At 60.2% G+C, this 19,499-nt stretch carries 23 protein-coding genes; 12 read left to right on the top strand and 11 right to left on the bottom strand.

What is annotated here, in order from left to right; translation table 11 throughout:
- Window positions 1–8: 8 nt before the first annotated feature.
- From ACTWLJ_RS08120 to ACTWLJ_RS08110, 3 genes are all read right to left on the bottom strand, one after another.
- Window positions 9–776, bottom strand: a complete 768-nt coding sequence (locus ACTWLJ_RS08120) for a uroporphyrinogen-III synthase (RefSeq protein WP_445180479.1) — start codon at window positions 774–776, stop codon at window positions 9–11.
- A complete protein-coding gene (hemC, locus tag ACTWLJ_RS08115; RefSeq protein WP_401212881.1) occupies window positions 773–1,714 on the bottom strand; it encodes a hydroxymethylbilane synthase in 942 nt (313 codons plus the stop codon). Before hemC ends, ACTWLJ_RS08120 begins: the two co-directional genes overlap by 4 nt.
- Window positions 1,715–1,852: 138 nt before the next feature.
- Window positions 1,853–2,599, bottom strand: coding sequence for a LytR/AlgR family response regulator transcription factor (locus ACTWLJ_RS08110; protein WP_401212882.1), 747 nt, complete (start codon window positions 2,597–2,599; stop codon window positions 1,853–1,855).
- A gap of 473 nt (window positions 2,600–3,072) precedes the next feature.
- Between ACTWLJ_RS08110 and argH the strand changes: the two genes are divergently transcribed.
- Entirely contained in the window at window positions 3,073–4,467 is a 1,395-nt protein-coding gene (gene argH, locus ACTWLJ_RS08105; protein WP_445180478.1) for an argininosuccinate lyase, read from the top strand.
- A gap of 100 nt (window positions 4,468–4,567) precedes the next feature.
- Here the strand turns inward: argH and ACTWLJ_RS08100 are convergent, their stop codons facing one another.
- Window positions 4,568–5,227: a glutathione S-transferase family protein gene (locus ACTWLJ_RS08100; protein WP_445180477.1), complete on the bottom strand. Its 660-nt coding sequence runs from the start codon at window positions 5,225–5,227 to the stop codon at window positions 4,568–4,570.
- A 123-nt stretch (window positions 5,228–5,350) separates the two neighbouring features.
- On the opposite strand from ACTWLJ_RS08100, the gene ACTWLJ_RS08095 reads away from it, so the two are divergent.
- The 3 genes from ACTWLJ_RS08095 (at window position 5,351) to ACTWLJ_RS08085 (ending at window position 9,174) form a co-directional block, all read left to right on the top strand.
- On the top strand, window positions 5,351–5,635 hold the full coding sequence (locus ACTWLJ_RS08095; RefSeq protein ID WP_445180476.1) for a hypothetical protein: 285 nt from the start codon (window positions 5,351–5,353) through the stop codon (window positions 5,633–5,635).
- Window positions 5,636–5,890: 255 nt separating this feature from the next.
- Window positions 5,891–6,136, top strand: coding sequence for a TIGR02647 family protein (locus ACTWLJ_RS08090; RefSeq protein ID WP_401212891.1), 246 nt, complete (start codon window positions 5,891–5,893; stop codon window positions 6,134–6,136).
- Window positions 6,137–6,330: 194 nt separating this feature from the next.
- Window positions 6,331–9,174 (top strand): class I adenylate cyclase, encoded by a 2,844-nt coding sequence (locus tag ACTWLJ_RS08085; protein WP_445180475.1) that lies wholly within the window; start codon window positions 6,331–6,333, stop codon window positions 9,172–9,174.
- Between the two features lie 7 nt (window positions 9,175–9,181).
- On the opposite strand, the gene rnk is transcribed toward ACTWLJ_RS08085, so the two are convergent.
- The 3 genes from rnk to cyaY form a co-directional block, all read right to left on the bottom strand.
- Window positions 9,182–9,595: a nucleoside diphosphate kinase regulator gene (gene rnk / locus ACTWLJ_RS08080; RefSeq protein WP_445180474.1), complete on the bottom strand. Its 414-nt coding sequence runs from the start codon at window positions 9,593–9,595 to the stop codon at window positions 9,182–9,184.
- Between the two features lie 258 nt (window positions 9,596–9,853).
- Window positions 9,854–10,072 (bottom strand): DUF1289 domain-containing protein, encoded by a 219-nt coding sequence (locus ACTWLJ_RS08075; protein ID WP_445180473.1) that lies wholly within the window; start codon window positions 10,070–10,072, stop codon window positions 9,854–9,856.
- Window positions 10,073–10,076: 4 nt separating this feature from the next.
- Window positions 10,077–10,409 (bottom strand): iron donor protein CyaY, encoded by a 333-nt coding sequence (gene cyaY, locus ACTWLJ_RS08070; protein ID WP_077575013.1) that lies wholly within the window; start codon window positions 10,407–10,409, stop codon window positions 10,077–10,079.
- Between the two features lie 317 nt (window positions 10,410–10,726).
- Here cyaY and lptM point away from each other — a divergent pair, with 317 nt between their 5' ends.
- Genes lptM through ACTWLJ_RS08040 form a run of 6 tightly spaced genes read left to right on the top strand, consistent with a single transcriptional unit; the run spans window position 10,727 to window position 15,339 of the window.
- Window positions 10,727–10,903, top strand: coding sequence for an LPS translocon maturation chaperone LptM (gene lptM / locus ACTWLJ_RS08065; protein ID WP_401212897.1), 177 nt, complete (start codon window positions 10,727–10,729; stop codon window positions 10,901–10,903).
- Between the two features lie 9 nt (window positions 10,904–10,912).
- Window positions 10,913–12,160, top strand: a complete 1,248-nt coding sequence (gene lysA, locus ACTWLJ_RS08060) for a diaminopimelate decarboxylase (RefSeq protein WP_445180472.1) — start codon at window positions 10,913–10,915, stop codon at window positions 12,158–12,160.
- 3 nt (window positions 12,161–12,163) lie between these two features.
- The gene (gene dapF, locus ACTWLJ_RS08055; RefSeq protein ID WP_401212903.1) at window positions 12,164–12,994 is read left to right on the top strand and encodes a diaminopimelate epimerase; all 831 of its coding nucleotides are present in this window, start codon (window positions 12,164–12,166) and stop codon (window positions 12,992–12,994) included.
- A gap of 13 nt (window positions 12,995–13,007) precedes the next feature.
- On the top strand, window positions 13,008–13,733 hold the full coding sequence (locus tag ACTWLJ_RS08050; protein WP_401212906.1) for a DUF484 family protein: 726 nt from the start codon (window positions 13,008–13,010) through the stop codon (window positions 13,731–13,733).
- Window positions 13,734–13,735: 2 nt separating this feature from the next.
- A complete protein-coding gene (gene xerC, locus ACTWLJ_RS08045) occupies window positions 13,736–14,635 on the top strand; it encodes a tyrosine recombinase XerC (protein ID WP_401212909.1) in 900 nt (299 codons plus the stop codon).
- Window positions 14,632–15,339 (top strand): HAD family hydrolase, encoded by a 708-nt coding sequence (locus ACTWLJ_RS08040; RefSeq protein WP_445180471.1) that lies wholly within the window; start codon window positions 14,632–14,634, stop codon window positions 15,337–15,339. Before xerC ends, ACTWLJ_RS08040 begins: the two co-directional genes overlap by 4 nt.
- 222 nt (window positions 15,340–15,561) lie before the next feature.
- Here ACTWLJ_RS08040 and sutA read toward each other — a convergent pair whose 3' ends face one another.
- The 4 genes from sutA to glnK form a co-directional block, all read right to left on the bottom strand.
- Window positions 15,562–15,888 carry a transcriptional regulator SutA gene (gene sutA, locus ACTWLJ_RS08035; protein WP_401212914.1) on the bottom strand — a complete coding sequence of 109 codons (327 nt, stop codon included), beginning with the start codon at window positions 15,886–15,888 and terminating at the stop codon, window positions 15,562–15,564.
- A 100-nt stretch (window positions 15,889–15,988) separates the two neighbouring features.
- Window positions 15,989–16,414, bottom strand: a complete 426-nt coding sequence (locus ACTWLJ_RS08030; protein WP_445180470.1) for a secondary thiamine-phosphate synthase enzyme YjbQ — start codon at window positions 16,412–16,414, stop codon at window positions 15,989–15,991.
- 211 nt (window positions 16,415–16,625) lie between these two features.
- Window positions 16,626–17,963 carry an ammonium transporter gene (locus ACTWLJ_RS08025; RefSeq protein ID WP_201148219.1) on the bottom strand — a complete coding sequence of 446 codons (1,338 nt, stop codon included), beginning with the start codon at window positions 17,961–17,963 and terminating at the stop codon, window positions 16,626–16,628.
- 35 nt (window positions 17,964–17,998) lie between these two features.
- A complete protein-coding gene (gene glnK, locus ACTWLJ_RS08020) occupies window positions 17,999–18,337 on the bottom strand; it encodes a P-II family nitrogen regulator (RefSeq protein WP_002555808.1) in 339 nt (112 codons plus the stop codon).
- A gap of 413 nt (window positions 18,338–18,750) precedes the next feature.
- On the opposite strand from glnK, the gene ACTWLJ_RS08015 reads away from it, so the two are divergent.
- Together ACTWLJ_RS08015 and ACTWLJ_RS08010 are read left to right on the top strand one after the other, a co-directional pair.
- On the top strand, window positions 18,751–19,011 hold the full coding sequence (locus ACTWLJ_RS08015; RefSeq protein ID WP_008086041.1) for an accessory factor UbiK family protein: 261 nt from the start codon (window positions 18,751–18,753) through the stop codon (window positions 19,009–19,011).
- 202 nt (window positions 19,012–19,213) lie between these two features.
- Entirely contained in the window at window positions 19,214–19,384 is a 171-nt protein-coding gene (locus ACTWLJ_RS08010) for a hypothetical protein (protein ID WP_171057229.1), read from the top strand.
- Window positions 19,385–19,499: the final 115 nt, after the last annotated feature.

The following is a 19,499-nucleotide window of genomic DNA, read 5'->3' as shown; positions in this document are numbered from 1 at the left end:
CCTTTGCATTAGAGAACGGGCACGGGATGCTCCCGTAACGCCGTCAGCAAAGCCGCGGCACTCGCGCCGCGGCAATCCACAACTGTTCGGGCCCCGGCGGCACTTGCCAGCTCGGCGACCCTTGGGCTTGGAACAAACAACGGCAACTGCGCAATGTTCGGCCAGGCATCGCCGGCCAACTGACGCAGGTGCTCGAAACCCTGTCCACTGCTGACCACCAGCCCGCTCAAGCGTTCCGCTTCGATCCGCAGCGGCAGTTCGTCAGACGGATAGGCCGGCAGGTCTCGCCGATACAACTCCAGATACTCGACACTAGCACCTAGCTCGCGCAGGCGCTCGGCCAGCAGCTCACGGCCACCCTCGCCACGCAGGATCAATACCTGCGAATCAGCGCGGGTCACAGCCTCGCGCAGACGTGGCAATTGCAGCAAGGCTTCGCTGTCATCGCCATCGGCCGGGAAGTTTGCATCCAGACCGCGATCCAGAAGAATCTGCGCGGTAGCCGCGCCGACGCTGAACCACGGCATCGCCAGCGACGCCGGCCCGTAGCTATCGAGTAGCTCGACCGCAATACGCGCCGCCGGCTTGCTGACCACAATCACCGCACTGCAACGCGGCAGATCGGCAAACGTCTGACGCATTGTCGCAGAGACCGGCAGCGGTGCTATTTCCAGTAGCGGCAGACAACTGCTGAAAATCCCCTGCCCGGCCAACAACTCGGCAAGCGCCGTGCAGTCATCCGCCGGACGGGTCAGCAGCAGGCGCCAGCCGGTCACTCGTGACCAGCCTCACCGTAAACCGCTTTGAGAATATCGGCAGCACCCTGGCTCAGCAGGTCTTCGGCGACCTGCACGCCCAGAGTCTCGGCAGCAGCACGTGGCGCACGGGCCTCGGCGCTCAGCAACTTGCCGCCACTTGGCTCGCCAACCAGCCCGCGCAACCACAACTGATCGCCTTCAAGCACCGCGTAGCAGGCGATTGGCACCTGGCAGCCGCCATTCAGATGCTTGTTGAGGGCTCGTTCGGCAGTAACGCGTGAAGCGGTATCCGCATGATGCAGCGGCGCCAGCAGGGCATGAATTTCGTTATCGACGCTGCGGCATTCGATGCCGACCGCGCCTTGGCCACCGGCCGGCAGGCTGTCATCAACACTGATTGCCGAGGTGATGCGGTCTTCGAAACCGAGGCGAATCAGGCCGGCGGCGGCGAGGATGATCGCGTCGTACTCACCGGCATCGAGCTTGGCCAGACGGGTGTTGACGTTACCGCGCAGGAAGCGGATTTCCAGATCCGGGCGACGGGTCAGCAACTGCGCCTGACGACGCAGGCTGGAGGTGCCGACGATGCTGCCGGCCGGCAGCGCTTCAAGGCTGGCGTAAGTATTGGAAACGAACGCGTCACGCGGGTCTTCGCGCTCACAGATGCAGAACAGGCCCAGACCTTGAGGAAAGTCCATCGGCACGTCTTTCATCGAATGCACGGCGATATCGGCCTGGTTTTCCAGCAGCGCGGTTTCCAGTTCCTTGACGAACAGGCCTTTGCCGCCGATTTTCGACAGTGGCGAATCAAGCAGCTTGTCGCCGCGACTGACCATGGGCACCAGCGTCACAAGCAGACCCGGGTGGGCCGCTTCCAGACGGGCTTTGACGTATTCGGCCTGCCACAGGGCAAGGGCACTTTTGCGGGTGGCGATGCGGATTTCGCGAGAGGACATGGATCAATCCGTACTGAATAGATACGGCGGATAATAACAGCTCAGCCAAATCCACTTTGACTTGAATCAGAAACGGCGCGGCCTCCCTGGCCTGCAATGTCCGGTAACGAGAAGTGAGAGCCGCCGGGAAACCCCGGGTTAAAGGCCCTGCATCATTTTGCGCACACCCGCCACATGCCGGCGGCTGACGATCAAGGCGTCGCCATTCAGACCTTTGAGGAACAGCTGGAAGTGTCCCAGCGGCGTGCGTTGCAGTCGCTCGATGCGTTCGCGGGCAACCAGTGCGTTGCGGTGAATACGCACGAAGCGCTCGCCGAATTCGTCTTCCAGCGCCTTGAGCGGCTCATCCAGCAGCACTTCGCCGCCTTCATGGCGCAAGGTCACGTATTTGTGGTCGGCGATGAAGTAGACCACCTGATCCAGCGGGATCAGCTCGATGCCTTTGCGGGTGCGGGCACTGATGTGGCTGCGTGGGCCGGTGCCGCTTTCGGCAGCCGGACGGGTCAGGGCCGAGAGTTGCGCCCGATTGGGACGTTCAGCCCGTTTCAGGGCGTCTTGCAGATGTTCGGTTCGCACAGGTTTCACCACATAGCCCACGGCGCTGGCCTGCAGGGCTTCCACGGCAAATTCATCGGGGCCGGTGCAAAACACCACGGCCGGTGGTGTTTCACGTTCGCACAGACGGGCAGCCACTTGCAGGCCATCCAGGCCAGGCATGCGGATATCGAGCAGCACGATATCCGGCTTGTGGCTGTCGATCAGCGCCAACGCCTCTTCGCCATTCGTGGCGCTGGGCTCCAGGACTGTGTAACCCTCGAGTTCGCTCACCATTCGGCTGAGGCGCTCGCGGGCCAGTGGTTCGTCATCAACGATCAGGACATTCATATTGCGCTGGATTCCTGCGTGAGTCTCGCACAAGGATAGCGTAGACAGGTGGAGTGACGTCCGTCACCGCGATCCACGCTAAGACTAGCCCGAGCGCCAAAAAGTGCCGTACGTCGGCCAGCAATATTTGCCAAAGCCCGGTTCGTACCGCTCAAAGCCCGCTGTTGTCTGCGCTTTTCACAAGGTTTGCCGATGGACAATACACCCACCCCTCTCTTCTTATAGTCGGCACCCAGCGCTTTGCGCGATCCCCGCTCGCGCCGACTCCTATGTCCAACTGTAGACGCTCGCCGGAGCGATATTGCTCAAACGAAAAATATCCTTGTGCAAAACGCCCCACGGGCCGCGCCGACTATGCATGAGCGAATGAGAAAAAAACGTATCGACCAGTGTCAGCGACAGGATTGGCAACCCTGTTATTATCCGCGCCAGCGTTTCACGCCTTTTTTCTTCAAGCCGATACGAGCGAATTCATGAGCACTGACAAGACCAATCAGTCCTGGGGCGGCCGCTTCAGTGAACCCGTCGACGCCTTCGTCGCCCGCTTCACCGCCTCCGTCACTTTCGACCAGCGCCTGTATCGCCACGACATCATGGGCTCGATTGCCCACGCCACCATGCTGGCCAAGGTCGGCGTGCTGACCGATGCCGAGCGCGACAGCATCATCGAAGGCCTGAAGACCATTCAGGGCGAAATCGAGGCCGGCCAGTTCGACTGGCGCATTGACCTCGAAGACGTCCACATGAACATCGAAGCCCGCCTGACCGACCGCATCGGCGTCACCGGCAAAAAACTGCACACCGGCCGGAGCCGCAACGACCAGGTCGCTACCGACATCCGCCTGTGGCTGCGTGACGAGATCGACCTGATCCTGGCCGAGATCACCCGTCTGCAAAAAGGCCTGCTGGAGCAAGCCGAGCGTGAATCCGCGAGCATCATGCCCGGCTTCACCCACTTGCAGACCGCGCAGCCAGTGACGTTCGGTCACCACATGCTGGCCTGGTTCGAAATGCTCAGCCGCGACTACGAGCGTCTGGTCGACTGCCGCAAGCGCACCAACCGCATGCCGTTGGGCAGTGCTGCACTGGCCGGCACCACCTACCCGATCGATCGCGAATACACCGCGCAATTGCTGGGCTTCGACGCCGTCGGTGGCAACTCGCTGGACAACGTTTCCGATCGTGACTTCGCCATCGAGTTCTGCTCGGCTGCGAGCATCGCGATGATGCACTTGTCGCGCTTCTCCGAAGAGCTGGTGCTGTGGACCAGCGCGCAGTTCCAGTTCATCGATCTGCCAGACCGTTTCTGCACCGGCAGCTCGATCATGCCGCAAAAGAAAAATCCCGACGTGCCGGAGCTGGTGCGTGGCAAGACCGGCCGTGTGTTCGGTGCGCTGATGGGCCTGCTGACCCTGATGAAAGGCCAGCCCCTGGCCTACAACAAGGACAACCAGGAAGACAAAGAGCCGCTGTTCGACGCGGCCGACACCCTGCGCGACTCGCTGCGTGCATTTGCCGACATGATCCCGGCGATCAAGCCGAAACACGCGATCATGCGTGAAGCGGCGCTGCGCGGTTTCTCCACCGCCACCGACCTCGCCGACTATCTGGTACGCCGTGGCCTGCCATTCCGCGATTGCCACGAAATCGTTGGCCACGCGGTGAAGTACGGCGTGGACACCGGCAAGGATCTGGCGGAAATGAGCCTGGAAGAACTGCGCAAGTTCAGCGACCAGATCGAGCAGGACGTGTTCGCCGTGCTGACGCTGGAAGGCTCGGTAAATGCCCGTGACCATATCGGCGGCACTGCGCCGGCGCAGGTCAAGAAGGCTGTGGTTCGCGGTCAGGCGCTGCTCGCCAGCCGCTAAAAGCATCGCCAGCAGGCCGGCTCCCACATTGGACTGAGTTCACAAATCCAATTGTGGGAGCCAGCCTGCTGGCGATAGCTCACTTCAGATCAGCAAAAACTTACTTCTTGGCAGCGATCATCGCCAAAAACGCTGGCATTGCCGCTTCCTTATCCGCCGCAATCTTCTGCACATGCGGATTGGATTCCAGACGCTGCAACAGTGCCTTGGCCTGTGGCATCTCCGCCAGAAAATCGATTCCAAACAGCTTCTGCCCGACCGCGCACGCCAGCGGCACGCTGTAGAGGAAGTACAAATCCGCCACGCTCAGACTGTCGCCCGCCACATACGGCGCGAATTTGCCGTGACGCCCCAGCGACGCAAACCCCAGCAGCAGTTCAGCCTTGGTCTTTTCCTTGATCGCCTCGGGAATGCTCGCGCCAAAGAACGCTTCGCCATAACAGGCGCGGCCCGGCAGCTCGATGTACAGCTCGATTTCCTTGGCAATCGCCAACACTTGGGCGCGCTGGAACGGATCACTCGGCAGCAGCTGCGTACCTTTTTGAGTCTGCTCAAGGTATTCGAGGATCACCGCAGTTTCGTTGATGTACCCGCCCTCGACACCCAGCACCGGCACCTTGCCACGCGGGCTGATGACCAGTGATTCCGGGGTCTGCGTCGGGTAGAACGTGATCTCTTCGAATGGCAGAGCCTTTTCGAGCAGCGCCAGTTTGACCATGTTGTAGTAGTTGCTGACTGAGAATCCGTAGAGCTTGAGCATCACATAGCCTCCAGGCCGTGCGGGGTGGGCAGTGCCTGTTTATAGATCGCCGGATGGATTCCCGCCAGCAGCATCACGCCGCTGAATGCGGGTAAACTGGCGCCTTTCCTTGAGGAGCCTGCCATGAGCGAGCCAACTGATATCGATAACGACGAAGAAGAGTTCACCGAATCGACTCTGATCGAAGCCATCGAAAACCAGATCGTAAGCGACAACCCGCCAGCCGCCAAAGCCACGCTCAACAAGCTGACCCTGGTCGGCGTTGAGCGCGAAGAGATCCTCAATCTGATGGCCCACGTTCTGGCCTACGAAATTGACGCGATGCTCGATGAAGATCGCCCGTTCGATACCGAATGGTATGAAACCGCGTTGCGCGCACTGCCCGATCTACCGCCAGAAAAACAGTAACCCCCGATCCTGTAGGAGTGAGCCTGCTCGCGATTGCGTTCTCTCAGTCAGAAAGATGCTGACCGACACTGCGCCATCGCGAGCAGGCTCACTCCTACGATGTTTGGTTACGTATCCATCCAGCTTGATCCAGGAACCTGACTACACTGGAACCCGCCCAAGGGAAAATTCCCTGTCGCCAGCACTGGACACACCGCATCCGCAGGTTCACCTTAGGGGCGCTGTCGTCTAATTCCTAGAAAGTCTGGAGTCCTTATGTCGCTTACCCCTGAGTTGGTTGCCGAACTGGAAGTCCTTGCACTCTTTCCCCTGGACAGTTCCCAGGAAGGTTTGAAAATTCATCAGACCGCTGCCCTGAAACATATTGCTGCCGCGCAACGCCTCTTCGAAAAAGAACTGACCGACCAGCCCGATGGCGGTTACCTGACCAGCCTTGGTCGTGATGCCGCGCAAAATGTGCAAACCGTTCTGACCATTCTGAACGTAGAAGAAACCGCCTGAATCCCCGTTTATTGCCCACGGGAACCCCTTTCACGGGATTTCCGCGGGCCTGCCCGATGATCTGTCGTCGCCCGACGATAGAAATCTGACGTCAAAACACAAATTCAGCTTAAAAGTCCCGCCGCGCAGACGCTAAACTGCCTCACATTCCGAGACCTTCTACGTCCGAGCCCTGCGAGCCGGTTTGAGCTGACATGACGCGCACCCACGAAATTCGCCCCGATCTGGACGAGGGAATCGACCGCAAGGTTCTCAGCCAGCTACGCGCACGCTTTCTCAAACTCAATGAAGGTCGCCTGCTTCGCGCACTGGAAGGTTTATCAACCCGCCAGCAAGACGTGCTCACGCTGCTGCCGCTGTTTTTCCACGTCAATCATCCGCTGCTGCCGGGCTACGTTTCGGGCAGCACGCCGGCTGGATTGTCGAATTACGAACCGGACACCAATGCGCTCGCCGAAGCCCAGCGCCTGACCCGCTCGTTTTCTTACAAGCCGCGTCACGGCAGCAATCCGCCACGGCCAATTCAGGGTCTGTTCCTGATGGGCAGTCTCGGCACTTTGGCCCAGGCCGATCAGAGCGACATGGACGTGTGGGTCTGCCACGCGCCGGATCTGACTGAAAACGAGCTCGCCGAACTGCGCAAGAAATGCCAGTTGCTCGAAGCCTGGGCTGCCACTCAGGGCGCTGAGGCGCACTTCTTTCTGATCGACCCGACGCGTTTCGTCAAAGGCGAGCGCGACACGCAACTCAGCTCAGAGGATTGCGGTACCACCCAGCACTATCTGTTGCTGGACGAGTTCTACCGCACCGCGATCTGGCTGGCCGGGCGCACGCCGATCTGGTGGCTGGTGCCGGTTTACGAAGAAAAAGCCTACGACCTGTACACCCACACTCTGCTGTCCAAGCGTTTCATTCGCGCCGACGAAACCCTCGACCTTGGCCATTTGGCGCAGATTCCGCCGGGGGAGTTCATTGGTGCCGGATTGTGGCAGCTGTTCAAAGGCATTGAATCGCCCTACAAGTCGGTGCTCAAACTGCTGCTGACCGAGGTCTACGCCAGCGAGCACCCGAAGGTGCAGTGCCTGAGCCTGCGCTTCAAGCAGGCGGTGTTTGCCAACCAGCTCGATCTGGATGAGCTGGACCCGTACATGGTGGTTTACCGCCGCATCGAGGAATACCTCATCGCGCGCAACGAGCCGGAGCGGCTTGAGCTGGTGCGCCGGGCGCTGTATCTCAAGGTCAATCGCAAGCTCACCGGCAACAGTCGCACCCAGAGTTGGCAGCGTTCGTTGCTGGAACGACTGGCTCAGGAGTGGCATTGGGATCAGCGACAGTTGACGCTGCTCGACAGTCGGAGCCAGTGGAAAGTCCGTCAGGTCAGTGCCGAACGCCGCGCACTGGTCAATGAACTGAATTACAGCTACCGCTTCCTGACCCAGTTCGCCCGCACCGAACAGACCGTCAGCCTGATCAACAAGCGCGACCTCAATGTTTTGGGTCGGCGGTTGTACGCAGCGTTCGAACGCAAGGCCGACAAGGTCGAATTCATCAACCCCGGGATCGCCCCGGACCTGGCCGAAGACACTCTGACGCTGGTGCAGTCGCGCAACAAAAAAGAGCCGGGGCAAACCCAATGGGGTCTGTACAACGGCAGCCTCACCGCCCATGAGTGGGAACATTTCGCCCCGATCAAGCGCAGCCGCGAATTGCTCGAACTGCTGACGTGGTGCCACCGCAACGGCGTGATCGACAGCAGCACCCGCCTGGCCTTGCACCCCGGCACCAGCGACATGAGCGAGTTCGAGCTGTTCAACCTGCTCGGCAGCCTGCAACAGAGCATCGCCCTGCCCTTGCCGACGGTGGATGAAGAGCCTTTGCTGCGCGCCGCCGTGCCGAGTGAAGTGCTGATTCTGGTCAACGTCGGGGTCGATCCACTCAAGCATCACCGCGACCTGAATATCCTGATGACCACCGAGCGCACTGACTCGCTGAGTTATGCCGGAGTGCGCGAAAACCTCGTGCTGACCCTGGACCAGGTCACGCTCAACAGCTGGAACGAAGTGCTGGTCAACCGCTTCGACGGGCCGCACGCCCTGCTCGACTGCCTGCGCGATTACCTCAACAACCTGCCCAGCGGACCGCTGCAACCAGCGTTGCGGGTACGTTGCTTCTGTCATAACCGTGCGCAGTTCATTGCCCGGCGTGTGGAAGAGATCGTCGATACCGCACAGAACCTGTTGCTCAGCGGGCTCAATCATCGCTACCTGATTCAGGTACAGCAGCACTATCACGTACTGGAGCTGGTACCGGGTCAGGTCAACCATGTGGCCCTCGCCACCCTGCCGGCGCTGCTCGATTACCTTGGCGAAGAACAGGCGCGCTACAGCCCGCTGCACCTCGACCCGATGGCACTGGAGGATCACGATCTGGCGTTGATCCTGCCGATGGGCCAGCCCGAATCCATTCAGGTGTTCTACCGGATTACCGAGCATCAGGCCGAGTTGTACGTGCTGGATGAGTTCAATGCGCTGTGGCAGCAACATTTGCCGTATCACGATGAACAAAGTCTGCTGGTGCCGTTGCAGCGATTTCTGCAATCGATCCTGTTCCGGCGCGAGGCGTTGCTGCCGATGGATGGCAGTCAGGCAGTCAACCTCGATACTTTGTATTACCAGTTATTGCCATCAGGCCCGGGCCGGGCACGTCGGGTCGAAGCGCGGCCGGCGCCGCAGACTCCGGTCAACAAACCGTTCTACGACGTGCAGGCCATCGTCGGCAAAGCCACACCGGGGGAAGTGCAGGTCACGCTGTATTGCAATCAACGAGAGTTCAACGAGCTGGAGCATGGCGACCAGCTGTTCAGCGTGGTCGCCCGGGAGATCGTCGAGCAACGCCGGGAAACCGAGCGCTATCGCTGCTACATCACCGACCTGGACCTGTCGGGCCTGCTCGGTGATGGTCAGAGTTCAAGCAATCTGTATCTGCGTTACAAGGCCGACCTGGAGCGCGCCCTGAACGAGGCACTCGAACAGGTCTGAGACGGGGTTACTCGCGAAACTCACCGCCATTGGCTGGCTGCGATTCGACTTCGAGCAAGGTCAGCTTCAGGGTCTTGCCACCCGGTGCTGGCCAGTCAATGTGCTGACCGACTTTCAGGCCAAGCAGTGCGCTGCCGACCGGCGCCAGGATCGAGATCTTGCCTTCATCGGCGTTGGCATCCTTGGGATACACCAGCGTCAGGTGATAGTCCTTGCCACTGCCTTCTTCGCGGCAATGCACACGGGAATTCATCGTCACGACATCGGCGGGCACTTCATCGTGACCGACCAGCGTATCGGCGCGGTCCAGTTCGGTTTGCAGCGCGATTACGCCTGGCGAAGTCTGATCTTTCAGACTGTCGATCAAACGCTCCAGACGTTGCACGTCCAGACGGGTAAGGGTGATGGAAGGTGCGGTCATGATCCGGGCAGACTCCTTTCTTCTGCACAAAAAAAGCAAAACCCCGCCAAAAAAGGCGGGGTTTTCACCAGGCCTCGATGGGTTGAGGCGTGCTCGGACACTATCACAGCTCAAAAAATATACAAGTCACGCCCTTTGGAGCTGGACGAGAACCTCTGTGGCGAGGGGATTTATCCCCGTTGGATCGCGTAGCGGCCCCCGAGACCTTGACGACTGCTACGCAGCCGAACGGGGATAAATCCCCTCGCCACAACATCCTTAAGCCAAAGATTTGCGCGTCGCCGCCTCGGTGCAGATCACCCGCCGCCGCTCATCATCCGCCGAGCGCCATTCGCGGATGTCCTCGACATGCCGGAAGCAGCCGAGACAAACCTTCTGCTCATCCAGCCGACACACGCCGCTGCACGGCGAAAGCACGGCCGGGCTGACGTTGCTGTAAAGCGGCTTGGGCGGACGAACGGGTGCAGGCTGAGTCACGAAATCACAGACCTTCGAAATCGAATTCGGCACCGGCCTGCTGCTTGACGATGCGCTCAAGCATTTCGCCCAGTTGCTCTTCGCTCTTGTCACACATCCAGCGCTCGCTCTCTTCGTCGTAATCGAAGTGGAAACCACCGGACACCGCCGCCAGCCACAGCTGACGCAGCGGCTCCTGACGGCTGAAGATCAACTGCGAGCCGTTTTCGAACTTGACGGTCAACACACCTGCCGAGCTCTCCAGATCGATATCCAGATCACTTTCGTCAAAGATGTCTTCCAGTTTTTCCTGGGTTTCATCGACCAGATCGTGAAAACGCGCTTCGGACAAACTCATTGCGGCAACCTCAAAAAATGTCTGATCAGGCTCAAGCGCCGAAAGATACGGACGCGCCCCACTGATTGCAAAGGATAACGACCAGGGACCTGTTGGCAAGCCAACACCGAACCCTGTGGGAGCGGGCTTGCCCGCGATGGGGCCTGCAACTTCAGCATCAATGTCGGCTGATCCACCGCCATCGCGGGCAAGCCCGCTCCCACAGGGTCTGGCGGAGTAGCGGCCAAGGCCCGCCGGACGGGAAGCCCGTCGCATAGGCAAGCTGCCGGGTGGCCGGTATACTCCGGCGCAATTAACGCATTTTCAAGGATTTCGCCATGAAGCGCCTGATCTCTTCCCTTGCTGCGCTCGTCGCGGTTGCCTGCCTTGTATCGGCCTGCGGTCAAAAAGGCCCGCTGTACCTGCCCGATGACAATCAGGACCCGGCCGAGCAAGCCAAATCGTCGCAACAACAACCTGCCTCCAAGGCGCATAAGCACGACGTTTACCAATAAGGGATCGCCATGGACGTTTTCAACTACCGTGGCGGGGAGCTGTTCGCGGAAGGTGTGGCGCTGTCCGCCATTGCCGACCGCTTCGGCACACCGACCTACGTTTACTCGCGTGCGCACATTGAAGCCCAGTATCTGGCTTACGCCGATGCATTGGCCGGCATGCCGCACCTGGTTTGCTTCGCGGTCAAAGCCAACTCCAACCTCGGTGTGTTGAATGTCCTGGCCCGTCTCGGCGCCGGTTTCGACATCGTCTCCCGTGGCGAACTGGAACGCGTACTCGCCGCTGGCGGCAGTGCCGACAAGATCGTGTTCTCCGGCGTCGGCAAGACCCGTGACGACATGCGTCGCGCCCTGGAAGTCGGCGTGCATTGCTTCAACGTCGAGTCCACCGAAGAGCTTGAGCGTCTGCAAGTTGTAGCCGCCGAACTGGGCGTTCGCGCGCCGGTCTCGCTGCGCGTCAACCCGGACGTCGATGCCGGCACCCACCCGTACATTTCCACCGGTCTCAAAGAGAACAAGTTCGGCATTGCCATTGCCGACGCCGAGGATGTTTACGTGCGTGCCGCGCACTTGCCGAACCTGGAAGTGATCGGCGTTGACTGCCACATCGGTTCGCAACTGACCACTTTGGCACCGTTCCTCGATGCCCTCGACCGCTTGCTTGATCTGGTTGATCGCCTCGGCGATTGCGGCATCCACCTGCGCCACATCGATCTCGGTGGTGGTTTGGGCGTGCGTTATCGCGATGAAGAGCCGCCACTGGCTGCCGACTACATCAAAGCCGTGCGCGAACGTCTCGACGGTCGTGATCTGGCGCTGGTGTTCGAGCCGGGCCGGTTCATCGTCGCCAATGCCGGCGTGCTACTGACTCAGGTCGAATACCTCAAGCACACCGAACACAAAGACTTCGCCATCGTCGATGCGGCAATGAACGACCTGATCCGCCCGGCGCTTTATCAAGCCTGGATGGACGTCTCTGCCGTGCGCCCGCGCGAAACCGCGGCACGCACCTACGACATCGTCGGCCCGATCTGCGAAACCGGTGATTTCCTCGCCAAGGATCGTGAGCTGGCGCTGGAAGAAGGCGACCTGCTGGCCGTGCATTCGGCCGGTGCCTACGGTTTTGTGATGAGTTCCAACTACAACACCCGCGGCCGCGCCGCCGAGGTGCTGGTGGATGGTGATCAAGTATTCGAAGTGCGCCGCCGCGAAACCGTGGCCGAGCTGTTTGCCGGCGAAAGCCTGCTGCCGGAGTAACCCATGCTGCTGCGTTTTACCAAAATGCACGGCCTGGGCAATGACTTCATGGTTCTCGACCTGGTCAGCCAGCACGCGCATATTCAGCCTAAACACGCCAAGCAATGGGGTGATCGGCACACCGGCATCGGCTTCGATCAGTTACTGATCGTCGAGGCGCCGAGCAACCCGGACGTGGACTTCCGTTATCGGATCTTCAATTCCGACGGTTCCGAAGTTGAGCAGTGCGGCAACGGTGCGCGCTGCTTTGCCCGCTTCGTGCTGGACAAGCGTCTGACCGCCAAACGCCAGATCCGTGTCGAGACCAAGAGCGGCATCATCGAACTGGACGTACGAAATGACGGCCAGATCGGCGTGAACATGGGCGCCCCGCGTCTGGTGCCGGCGGATATTCCGTTCGAAGCGCCGGCGCAGGCCACCAGCTATCAGCTTGAAGTCGACGGTACGACCGTCGAACTGGCCGCCGTGTCGATGGGCAACCCCCACGCCGTGCTGCGAGTACAGGACATCAATAACGCACCGGTGCATGAACTGGGGCCGAAAATCGAACACCACCCGCGCTTTCCGGCGCGGGTCAATGTCGGTTTCATCCAGGTCATTGACCGGAACCGCGCGCAACTGCGCGTCTGGGAACGCGGCGCCGGGGAAACCCAGGCCTGCGGCACCGGCGCCTGTGCAGCGGCTGTAGCTGCGATCAGTCAGGGGTGGATGGATTCGCCACTGCTGATCGACCTGCCCGGCGGGCGTCTGTCGATTGAATGGGCAGGCCCTGGCCACCCGGTGTTGATGACCGGGCCGGCAGTGCGCGTATACGAAGGACAAGTGCGTCTTTGAGTGAGCAGAAACCATGACCGATAAGCCTCAGGTACCCGCCCGACAGTCCGACGAATCAGCGTCCGAGAGCCTGGAGGCGGCAGCGGTTGCCGCATACCTGGAGGCTCATCCGGACTTCTTCGTCGAGCATGAAGAACTGCTGCCGGCGATGCGCATTCCGCACCAGCGCGGTGACACCGTGTCGCTGGTCGAACGCCAGATGACCATCCTGCGCGACCGCAACATCGAGATGCGCCATCGCCTCTCGCAGTTGATGGACGTCGCCCGCGACAACGACCGGCTCTTCGACAAGACCCGTCGCCTGATCCTCGCCCTGATGGACGCCGCCAGTCTCGAAGACGTGGTGATCAGCGTCGAAGACAGCCTGCGCCAGGATTTTCAGGTGCCCTTCGTGAGCCTGATCCTGCTTGGCGACAACCCGGCGCCGGTCGGCCGCTGGGTGACCCACGCCGACGCACAAGTCGCTATCGGCGGTTTGCTCACTGAAGGCAAAAGCGTCAGCGGCAGTTTGCGTGAGCATGAACTGGACTTCCTGTTCGGCGAAGAACAGCGCAAGCAGATCGGCTCCACCGCCGTCGTTGCCGTCAGCCATCAAGGTATCCACGGCATTCTGGCAATCGCCAGCCGTGATCCGCAGCACTACAAGAGTTCGGTCGGCACGCTGTTCTTGAGCTACATCGCCGAAGTCATGGGCCGCGTGCTGCCACGGGTCAACAGCTCCCTGCGTTCGGTACGCTGAACATGGAACGGCAACTGGACGCTTACTGCGAACACCTGCGCAGTGAGCGACAGGTGTCGCCGCACACCCTGTCGGCCTACCGCCGCGACCTCGATAAAGTCCTCGGCTGGTGCATCAAACAGAACGTCGGCAGCTGGGCCGCGCTGGATATCCAGCGCCTGCGCAGCCTGATCGCTCGCCTGCATGCACAAGGCCAGTCCTCGCGCAGCCTTGCGCGTTTGCTGTCGGCGGTGCGCGGGCTCTATCACTATCTGAATCGCGAAGGTCTCTGCGACCACGATCCGGCCACGGGTCTGGCGCCGCCGAAGGGCGAACGTCGCCTGCCGAAAACCCTCGACACTGACCGCGCCTTGCAACTGCTTGAAGGCGCAGTCGAGGACGATTTTCTCGCCCGTCGTGATCAGGCGATTCTGGAGTTGTTCTATTCCTCTGGCCTGCGCCTGTCGGAACTGACCGGGCTTAATCTCGATCAACTCGACCTCGCTGACGGCATGGTTCAGGTGCTCGGCAAGGGCAGCAAGACGCGTCTGCTGCCGGTCGGCAAAAAGGCTCGTGAAGCGCTCGAACTATGGCTGCCATTGCGGGCAATGACCAACCCGGCCGATGACGCAGTGTTTGTCAGCCAGCAAGGCCGACGTCTGGGCCCACGGGCGATTCAGGTGCGGGTCAAACTGGCCGGCGAGCGTGAGCTGGGGCAAAACCTGCACCCGCACATGCTGCGGCATTCCTTCGCCAGCCACTTGCTGGAGTCCTCCCAAGACTTGCGCGCCGTGCAGGAACTGCTCGGCCACTCGGACATCAAGACCACGCAGATCTACACCCATCTGGACTTCCAGCACCTGGCGGCGGTCTACGACAGCGCCCACCCACGGGCCAAACGCATGAAAGGCGACGATTCATGAGCATCCAGTTGATCACCTTCGACCTCGACGACACCCTGTGGGATACCGCTCCGGTGATCATCAGCGCCGAAGCCGTATTGCGCGAATGGCTGACCGAACATGCGCCGAACCTGGGCGCGGTGCCGGTGGAACATCTGTGGGCAATCCGCGAGCGGGTGCTGGCCAATGAGCCGGGTCTGAAACACCGCATCAGCGCGCTGCGTCGACGCGTGCTGTTCCATGCTCTGGAAGACGCCGGTTATGCCCATGGCGAGGCGTCTGATCTGGCCGACAAGAGTTTTGAAGTATTCCTGCATGCGCGGCATCAGATCGAAGTGTTCCCGGAAGTCGAGCCGGTGCTGGAGATCCTCGCCAATCACTATGCGCTCGGCGTGGTAACCAACGGCAATGCCGATGTGCGACGGTTGGGTCTGGCGGACTATTTCAAGTTTGCGCTGTGCGCAGAAGACATCGGCATCGCCAAACCGGATGCTCGACTGTTTCAAGAAGCCTTGCAGCGTGGCGGCGTGAGTGCCGAGGCGGCGGTGCACATTGGCGATCATCCGGGAGATGACATTGCCGGCGCACAACAGGCGGGACTGCGAGCGATCTGGTTCAACCCGGCCGGCAAAGTCTGGGAAGCCGAGCGCCTGCCGGACGCAGAAATCCGCAGCCTGACCGACCTGCCAGCCGTGCTCGCGCGCTGGAATGCTACTTCCGCCTGACATGAGTTCCGCCTTCTGTGGCGAGGGAGCTTGCTCCCGCTCGGCTGCGCAGCAGTCGCAAAATCAACTGGCGCGGTATTCCTGGAAGATTGGGATTGCAGACTTCAGGGTCGCTTCGCAACCCAGCGGGAGCAAGCTCCCTCGCCACAGTGTCCGTCTTTATTTCAGGCATGAAAAAGCCCGCAGCGACGGCGGGCTTTTTCAGCAAGCAAACAGCGACCGTCAGATAGGACGGCTACCGTACTTGTTGTCCGGCTTCTTGGGCGGATCGGCGACCACATTGGCCTCCACTTCCTGCACCTTGCCGCCGCGCGACAGAAACTCTTCCATGGCCTTGGCCAGGGCGTCGCGTTCCTTGTTCTTGGCCTCGATGCTCGGCAACTCATCGACCGACACCGCAGCCTTGGCTTTGCCTTTGGCAGCCGGGGCCGGCGTATCGTCACCGCCATCATCGTCGGCAGCGTCTTCCGCTGCCGCTTCCAGGCCTTCTTCGGCCTCGTCTTCGTCGCCTACTTCGAGGTCGTCGTTTTCCAGATCATCGTCGCTCATGTTCTACCTCATGACTTGCGAAAAGCAGATTAGTTATAGACCAGCTTTGGCAACTGTCGAAAGTCGCCGTAAAAAAACGGTAGTCGCTGCTGACCAGCGGCTATGCCTCTTCACCGTGCAAGGTGGCAAGGACTTTACGTGCACCGCCATGATCACGGTGCTCGCCCAGATAAACGCCCTGCCAGGTTCCCAGTGCCAACCGGCCTGCCGAAATCGGCAGACTGATCTGACAGCCAAGCACGCTGGCCTTGAAGTGCGCCGGGAGGTCGTCCAGGCCTTCGTCGTTATGCTCATAGCCGTCTGTTCCTTGTGGGATCAGACGATTGAAAAATCGTTCGAAGTCGCGACGGACCGCCGGATCGGCGTTCTCGTTGATGGTCAACGACGCCGAGGTATGCTGCAGCCACAGATGCAACAGACCGACCCGGCACGCCTTGAGTTCAGGCAGGCCGGCGAGTAACTCGTCCGTTACCAGATGAAAGCCCCGGGGCCGTGCCCGCAGGGTTATCAGAGTCTGTTGCCACATACAGTTCTCCGCACGTTCGGGGCGCATTCTAGCGCGCTCAGGAAAAAAACAAAGGCCCTAATATTCCTGCTTTGATGTAAGCCTTTGGCCGCAGAAAAATGCTTGTCGTAAACACGACCAAAGCCGTACGAAAAATCCTTTCAGCCTTCTCTTGAATGACAAATCGCAGGCAAAAAAATGCCCGGCGAACCGGGCAATTTTTTTCGCGTGCTTACAGGTTGTAGCCGCGTTCGTTGTGTAGTGCCAGATCCAGGCCGACCGCTTCTTCTTCCTCGGTGGCACGCAGACCCATGACCACGTCCAGTACCTTGAGGATGATGAAAGTGACGATCGCGGTGTAGATCACCGTGAAGCCCACGCCTTTGCACTGAATCCACACTTGCGAAGCAATGTCGGTCACGGTGCCGAAACCGCCCAGAGCCGGTGCAGCAAACACACCGGTCAGGATCGCGCCGAGAATACCGCCGATACCGTGCACACCGAAGGCGTCCAGGGAATCGTCATAGCCGAGTTTGCGTTTCAGGGTAGTCGCGCAGAAGAAGCACACTACGCCTGCCGCCAGACCGATGATCAGCGAACCCATCGGGCCCACGGTGCCAGCGGCCGGAGTGATCGCCACCAGACCTGCAACCACACCCGAGGCGATGCCCAGTGCGCTTGGTTTGCCGTGGGTGATCCACTCGGCGAACATCCAGCCCAGTGCAGCGGCGGCGGTTGCGATCTGAGTCACCAGCATTGCCATACCGGCAGTGCCGTTGGCAGCAGCAGCGGAACCGGCGTTGAAGCCGAACCAGCCAACCCACAGCATCGCCGCACCCATCAGGGTGTAACCGAGGTTGTGCGGAGCCATTGGAGTGGTCGGGAAGCCCTTGCGCTTGCCGAGTACCAGGCAAGCCACCAGACCTGCGACACCAGCGTTGATGTGCACAACGGTGCCGCCTGCGAAGTCGAGCACACCCCAGTCACCCAACAGCGAACCCGGACCGCTCCAGACCATGTGCGCAATCGGTGCGTAAACCAGAGTGAACCAGACGCCCATGAACACCAGCATTGCGGAGAACTTCATCCGCTCGGCGAACGCACCGACGATCAGCGCCGGGGTGATTATCGCGAAGGTCATCTGATAGGTGACGAACACCGCCTCAGGGAACAGCGCAGTCGGGCCAGTGATGCTCGCAGGGGTTATGCCGGCGAGGAACGCCTTGCCGAAACCGCCGACGAAGGAGTTGAAGTTGACGACGTTGGCTTCCATCCCGGTGGTGTCGAACGCCATGCTGTAGCCATAAAGGAACCACAGGATGGTGACCAGGCCGGTAATGGCGAAGCACTGCATCATCACGGAAAGAATGTTTTTGGAGCGAACCATGCCGCCGTAAAACAGCGCCAGACCCGGAATGGTCATGAACAGCACGAGGGCGGTGGAGGTCAGCATCCAGGCGGTATCGCCGGAATTGAGGACTGGAGGCGCCACCGGATCTGCCGCCATAGCCAGGCCGGGCATTACGATGGACAACAGGGCGCCTAGCCCTGCGAATTTACGCAGAGTCATATTGTTTTCTCCTGGGGCGTTGGGTTTGTGGCGGCTTAGATTGCGTCGGTATCGGTTTCGCCGGTACGGATGCGAATCGCCTGTTCCAGATTGACCACGAAGATCTTGCCGTCACCTATCTTGCCGGTGTTGGCAGCCTTGGTTATCGCCTCGATAACCCGATCCAGATCCTTGTCGTCGATTGCAACGTCGATTTTCACCTTGGGCAGAAAATCGACCACGTATTCCGCGCCGCGATACAGCTCGGTGTGACCCTTCTGCCGGCCGAAGCCTTTGACTTCAGTAACGGTAATGCCCTGCACGCCGATTTCGGACAGCGACTCGCGCACGTCGTCCAACTTGAACGGCTTGATGATGGCAGTGACTAGCTTCATGAAACTCTCTCCCGAATTGGTGGACTTGCCCCAGGAAAACAAACCCGACTCAAGTCTAAGCGCAGTGCCTGGCTTTGTAACGCATCGTCGGCCTTACCCGCCCGACTGACGCCAGCTAACCGCTCCTGACGAAACTCCCCGTCCCGTCCGGCGCACTGCATTCGTCACAGCGACTGCATCAGTGCATGGGTCACTACCGACTAAGCAGAAAGCTTGCCATGTCGCCAAAAACCACTGATTTCAATCCGTTAGCCGCTGCCGCAAGCGCAACCGCGCAAAAGGCCATCCAGATACGCACAACAACGGTGCGTCGCCGTCCGTCCGCCTGCGCGAAAAGCGTGCATCCGTGCCTGCGCAAATGACTATAGACACTGCGTGATACACTGCCGGCCATTGTTTCCAGGACATTTCCCATGCTCGCGCCCAAAGACTTCCTCGACGCCCTGAGCGGCACCGCCTCCCGCCTGTTCAACGGCGACACCCCGCTGCCGAAAGCCGAAATCGAAAGCCAGTTCAAAATGCTGCTGCAAAGTGCCTTCAGCAAACTGGATCTGGTCAGCCGGGAAGAATTCGATAGTCAGATGGTCGTGCTGGCGCGCACCCGCGCTCGCCTCGAAAGCCTCGAAGCCAAAGTCGCCGAGATGGAAGCGAAGCTGACTCCGCCAGCCGAATAACCCGCTGCTATCCCCTGTGGGAGCTAGCCTGCTAGCGATTAAAGGTCGGAACGACCTTACGCCTCACTTGCAGGAGCTGCCGCAGGCTGCGATCTTTTGATCTTCAGCCCTGCGACAATCCCGGCAACGTCCTACAAGCACCGTCCCACGCGCCTTATTAAGTAAGTACCTTGAATCAAGCATCCCGGCACGTGAGGTGTTTATGAAGCAGAAGAAGCAGAAAACCCAACCGGCACGGGTTTCCAAACCTGGTACCGAGGCACTCGGTTTGCCGGACAGAGTTTCAGCCAGTCAGCGGCATTTTCTGAAAGTGGCCGCGACCTACGGCAAGGAGATGGAGCCCGATGGTTGGCTCGCCGGTGGTGGAACCTGAGTACCGCCAAAATGACCGCCTGACAGGCGGTTTTTTTATGCCTGAGGATTAGTGCCTCCAGCAACATTCAGAGAAAGTTCGTCCTTAAAACAATCCGACCAACGCTTTATCCCAA

Source organism: Pseudomonas sp. McL0111 (assembly GCF_052567255.1).
This window is presented reverse-complemented; position numbering and strand designations above follow the sequence as displayed.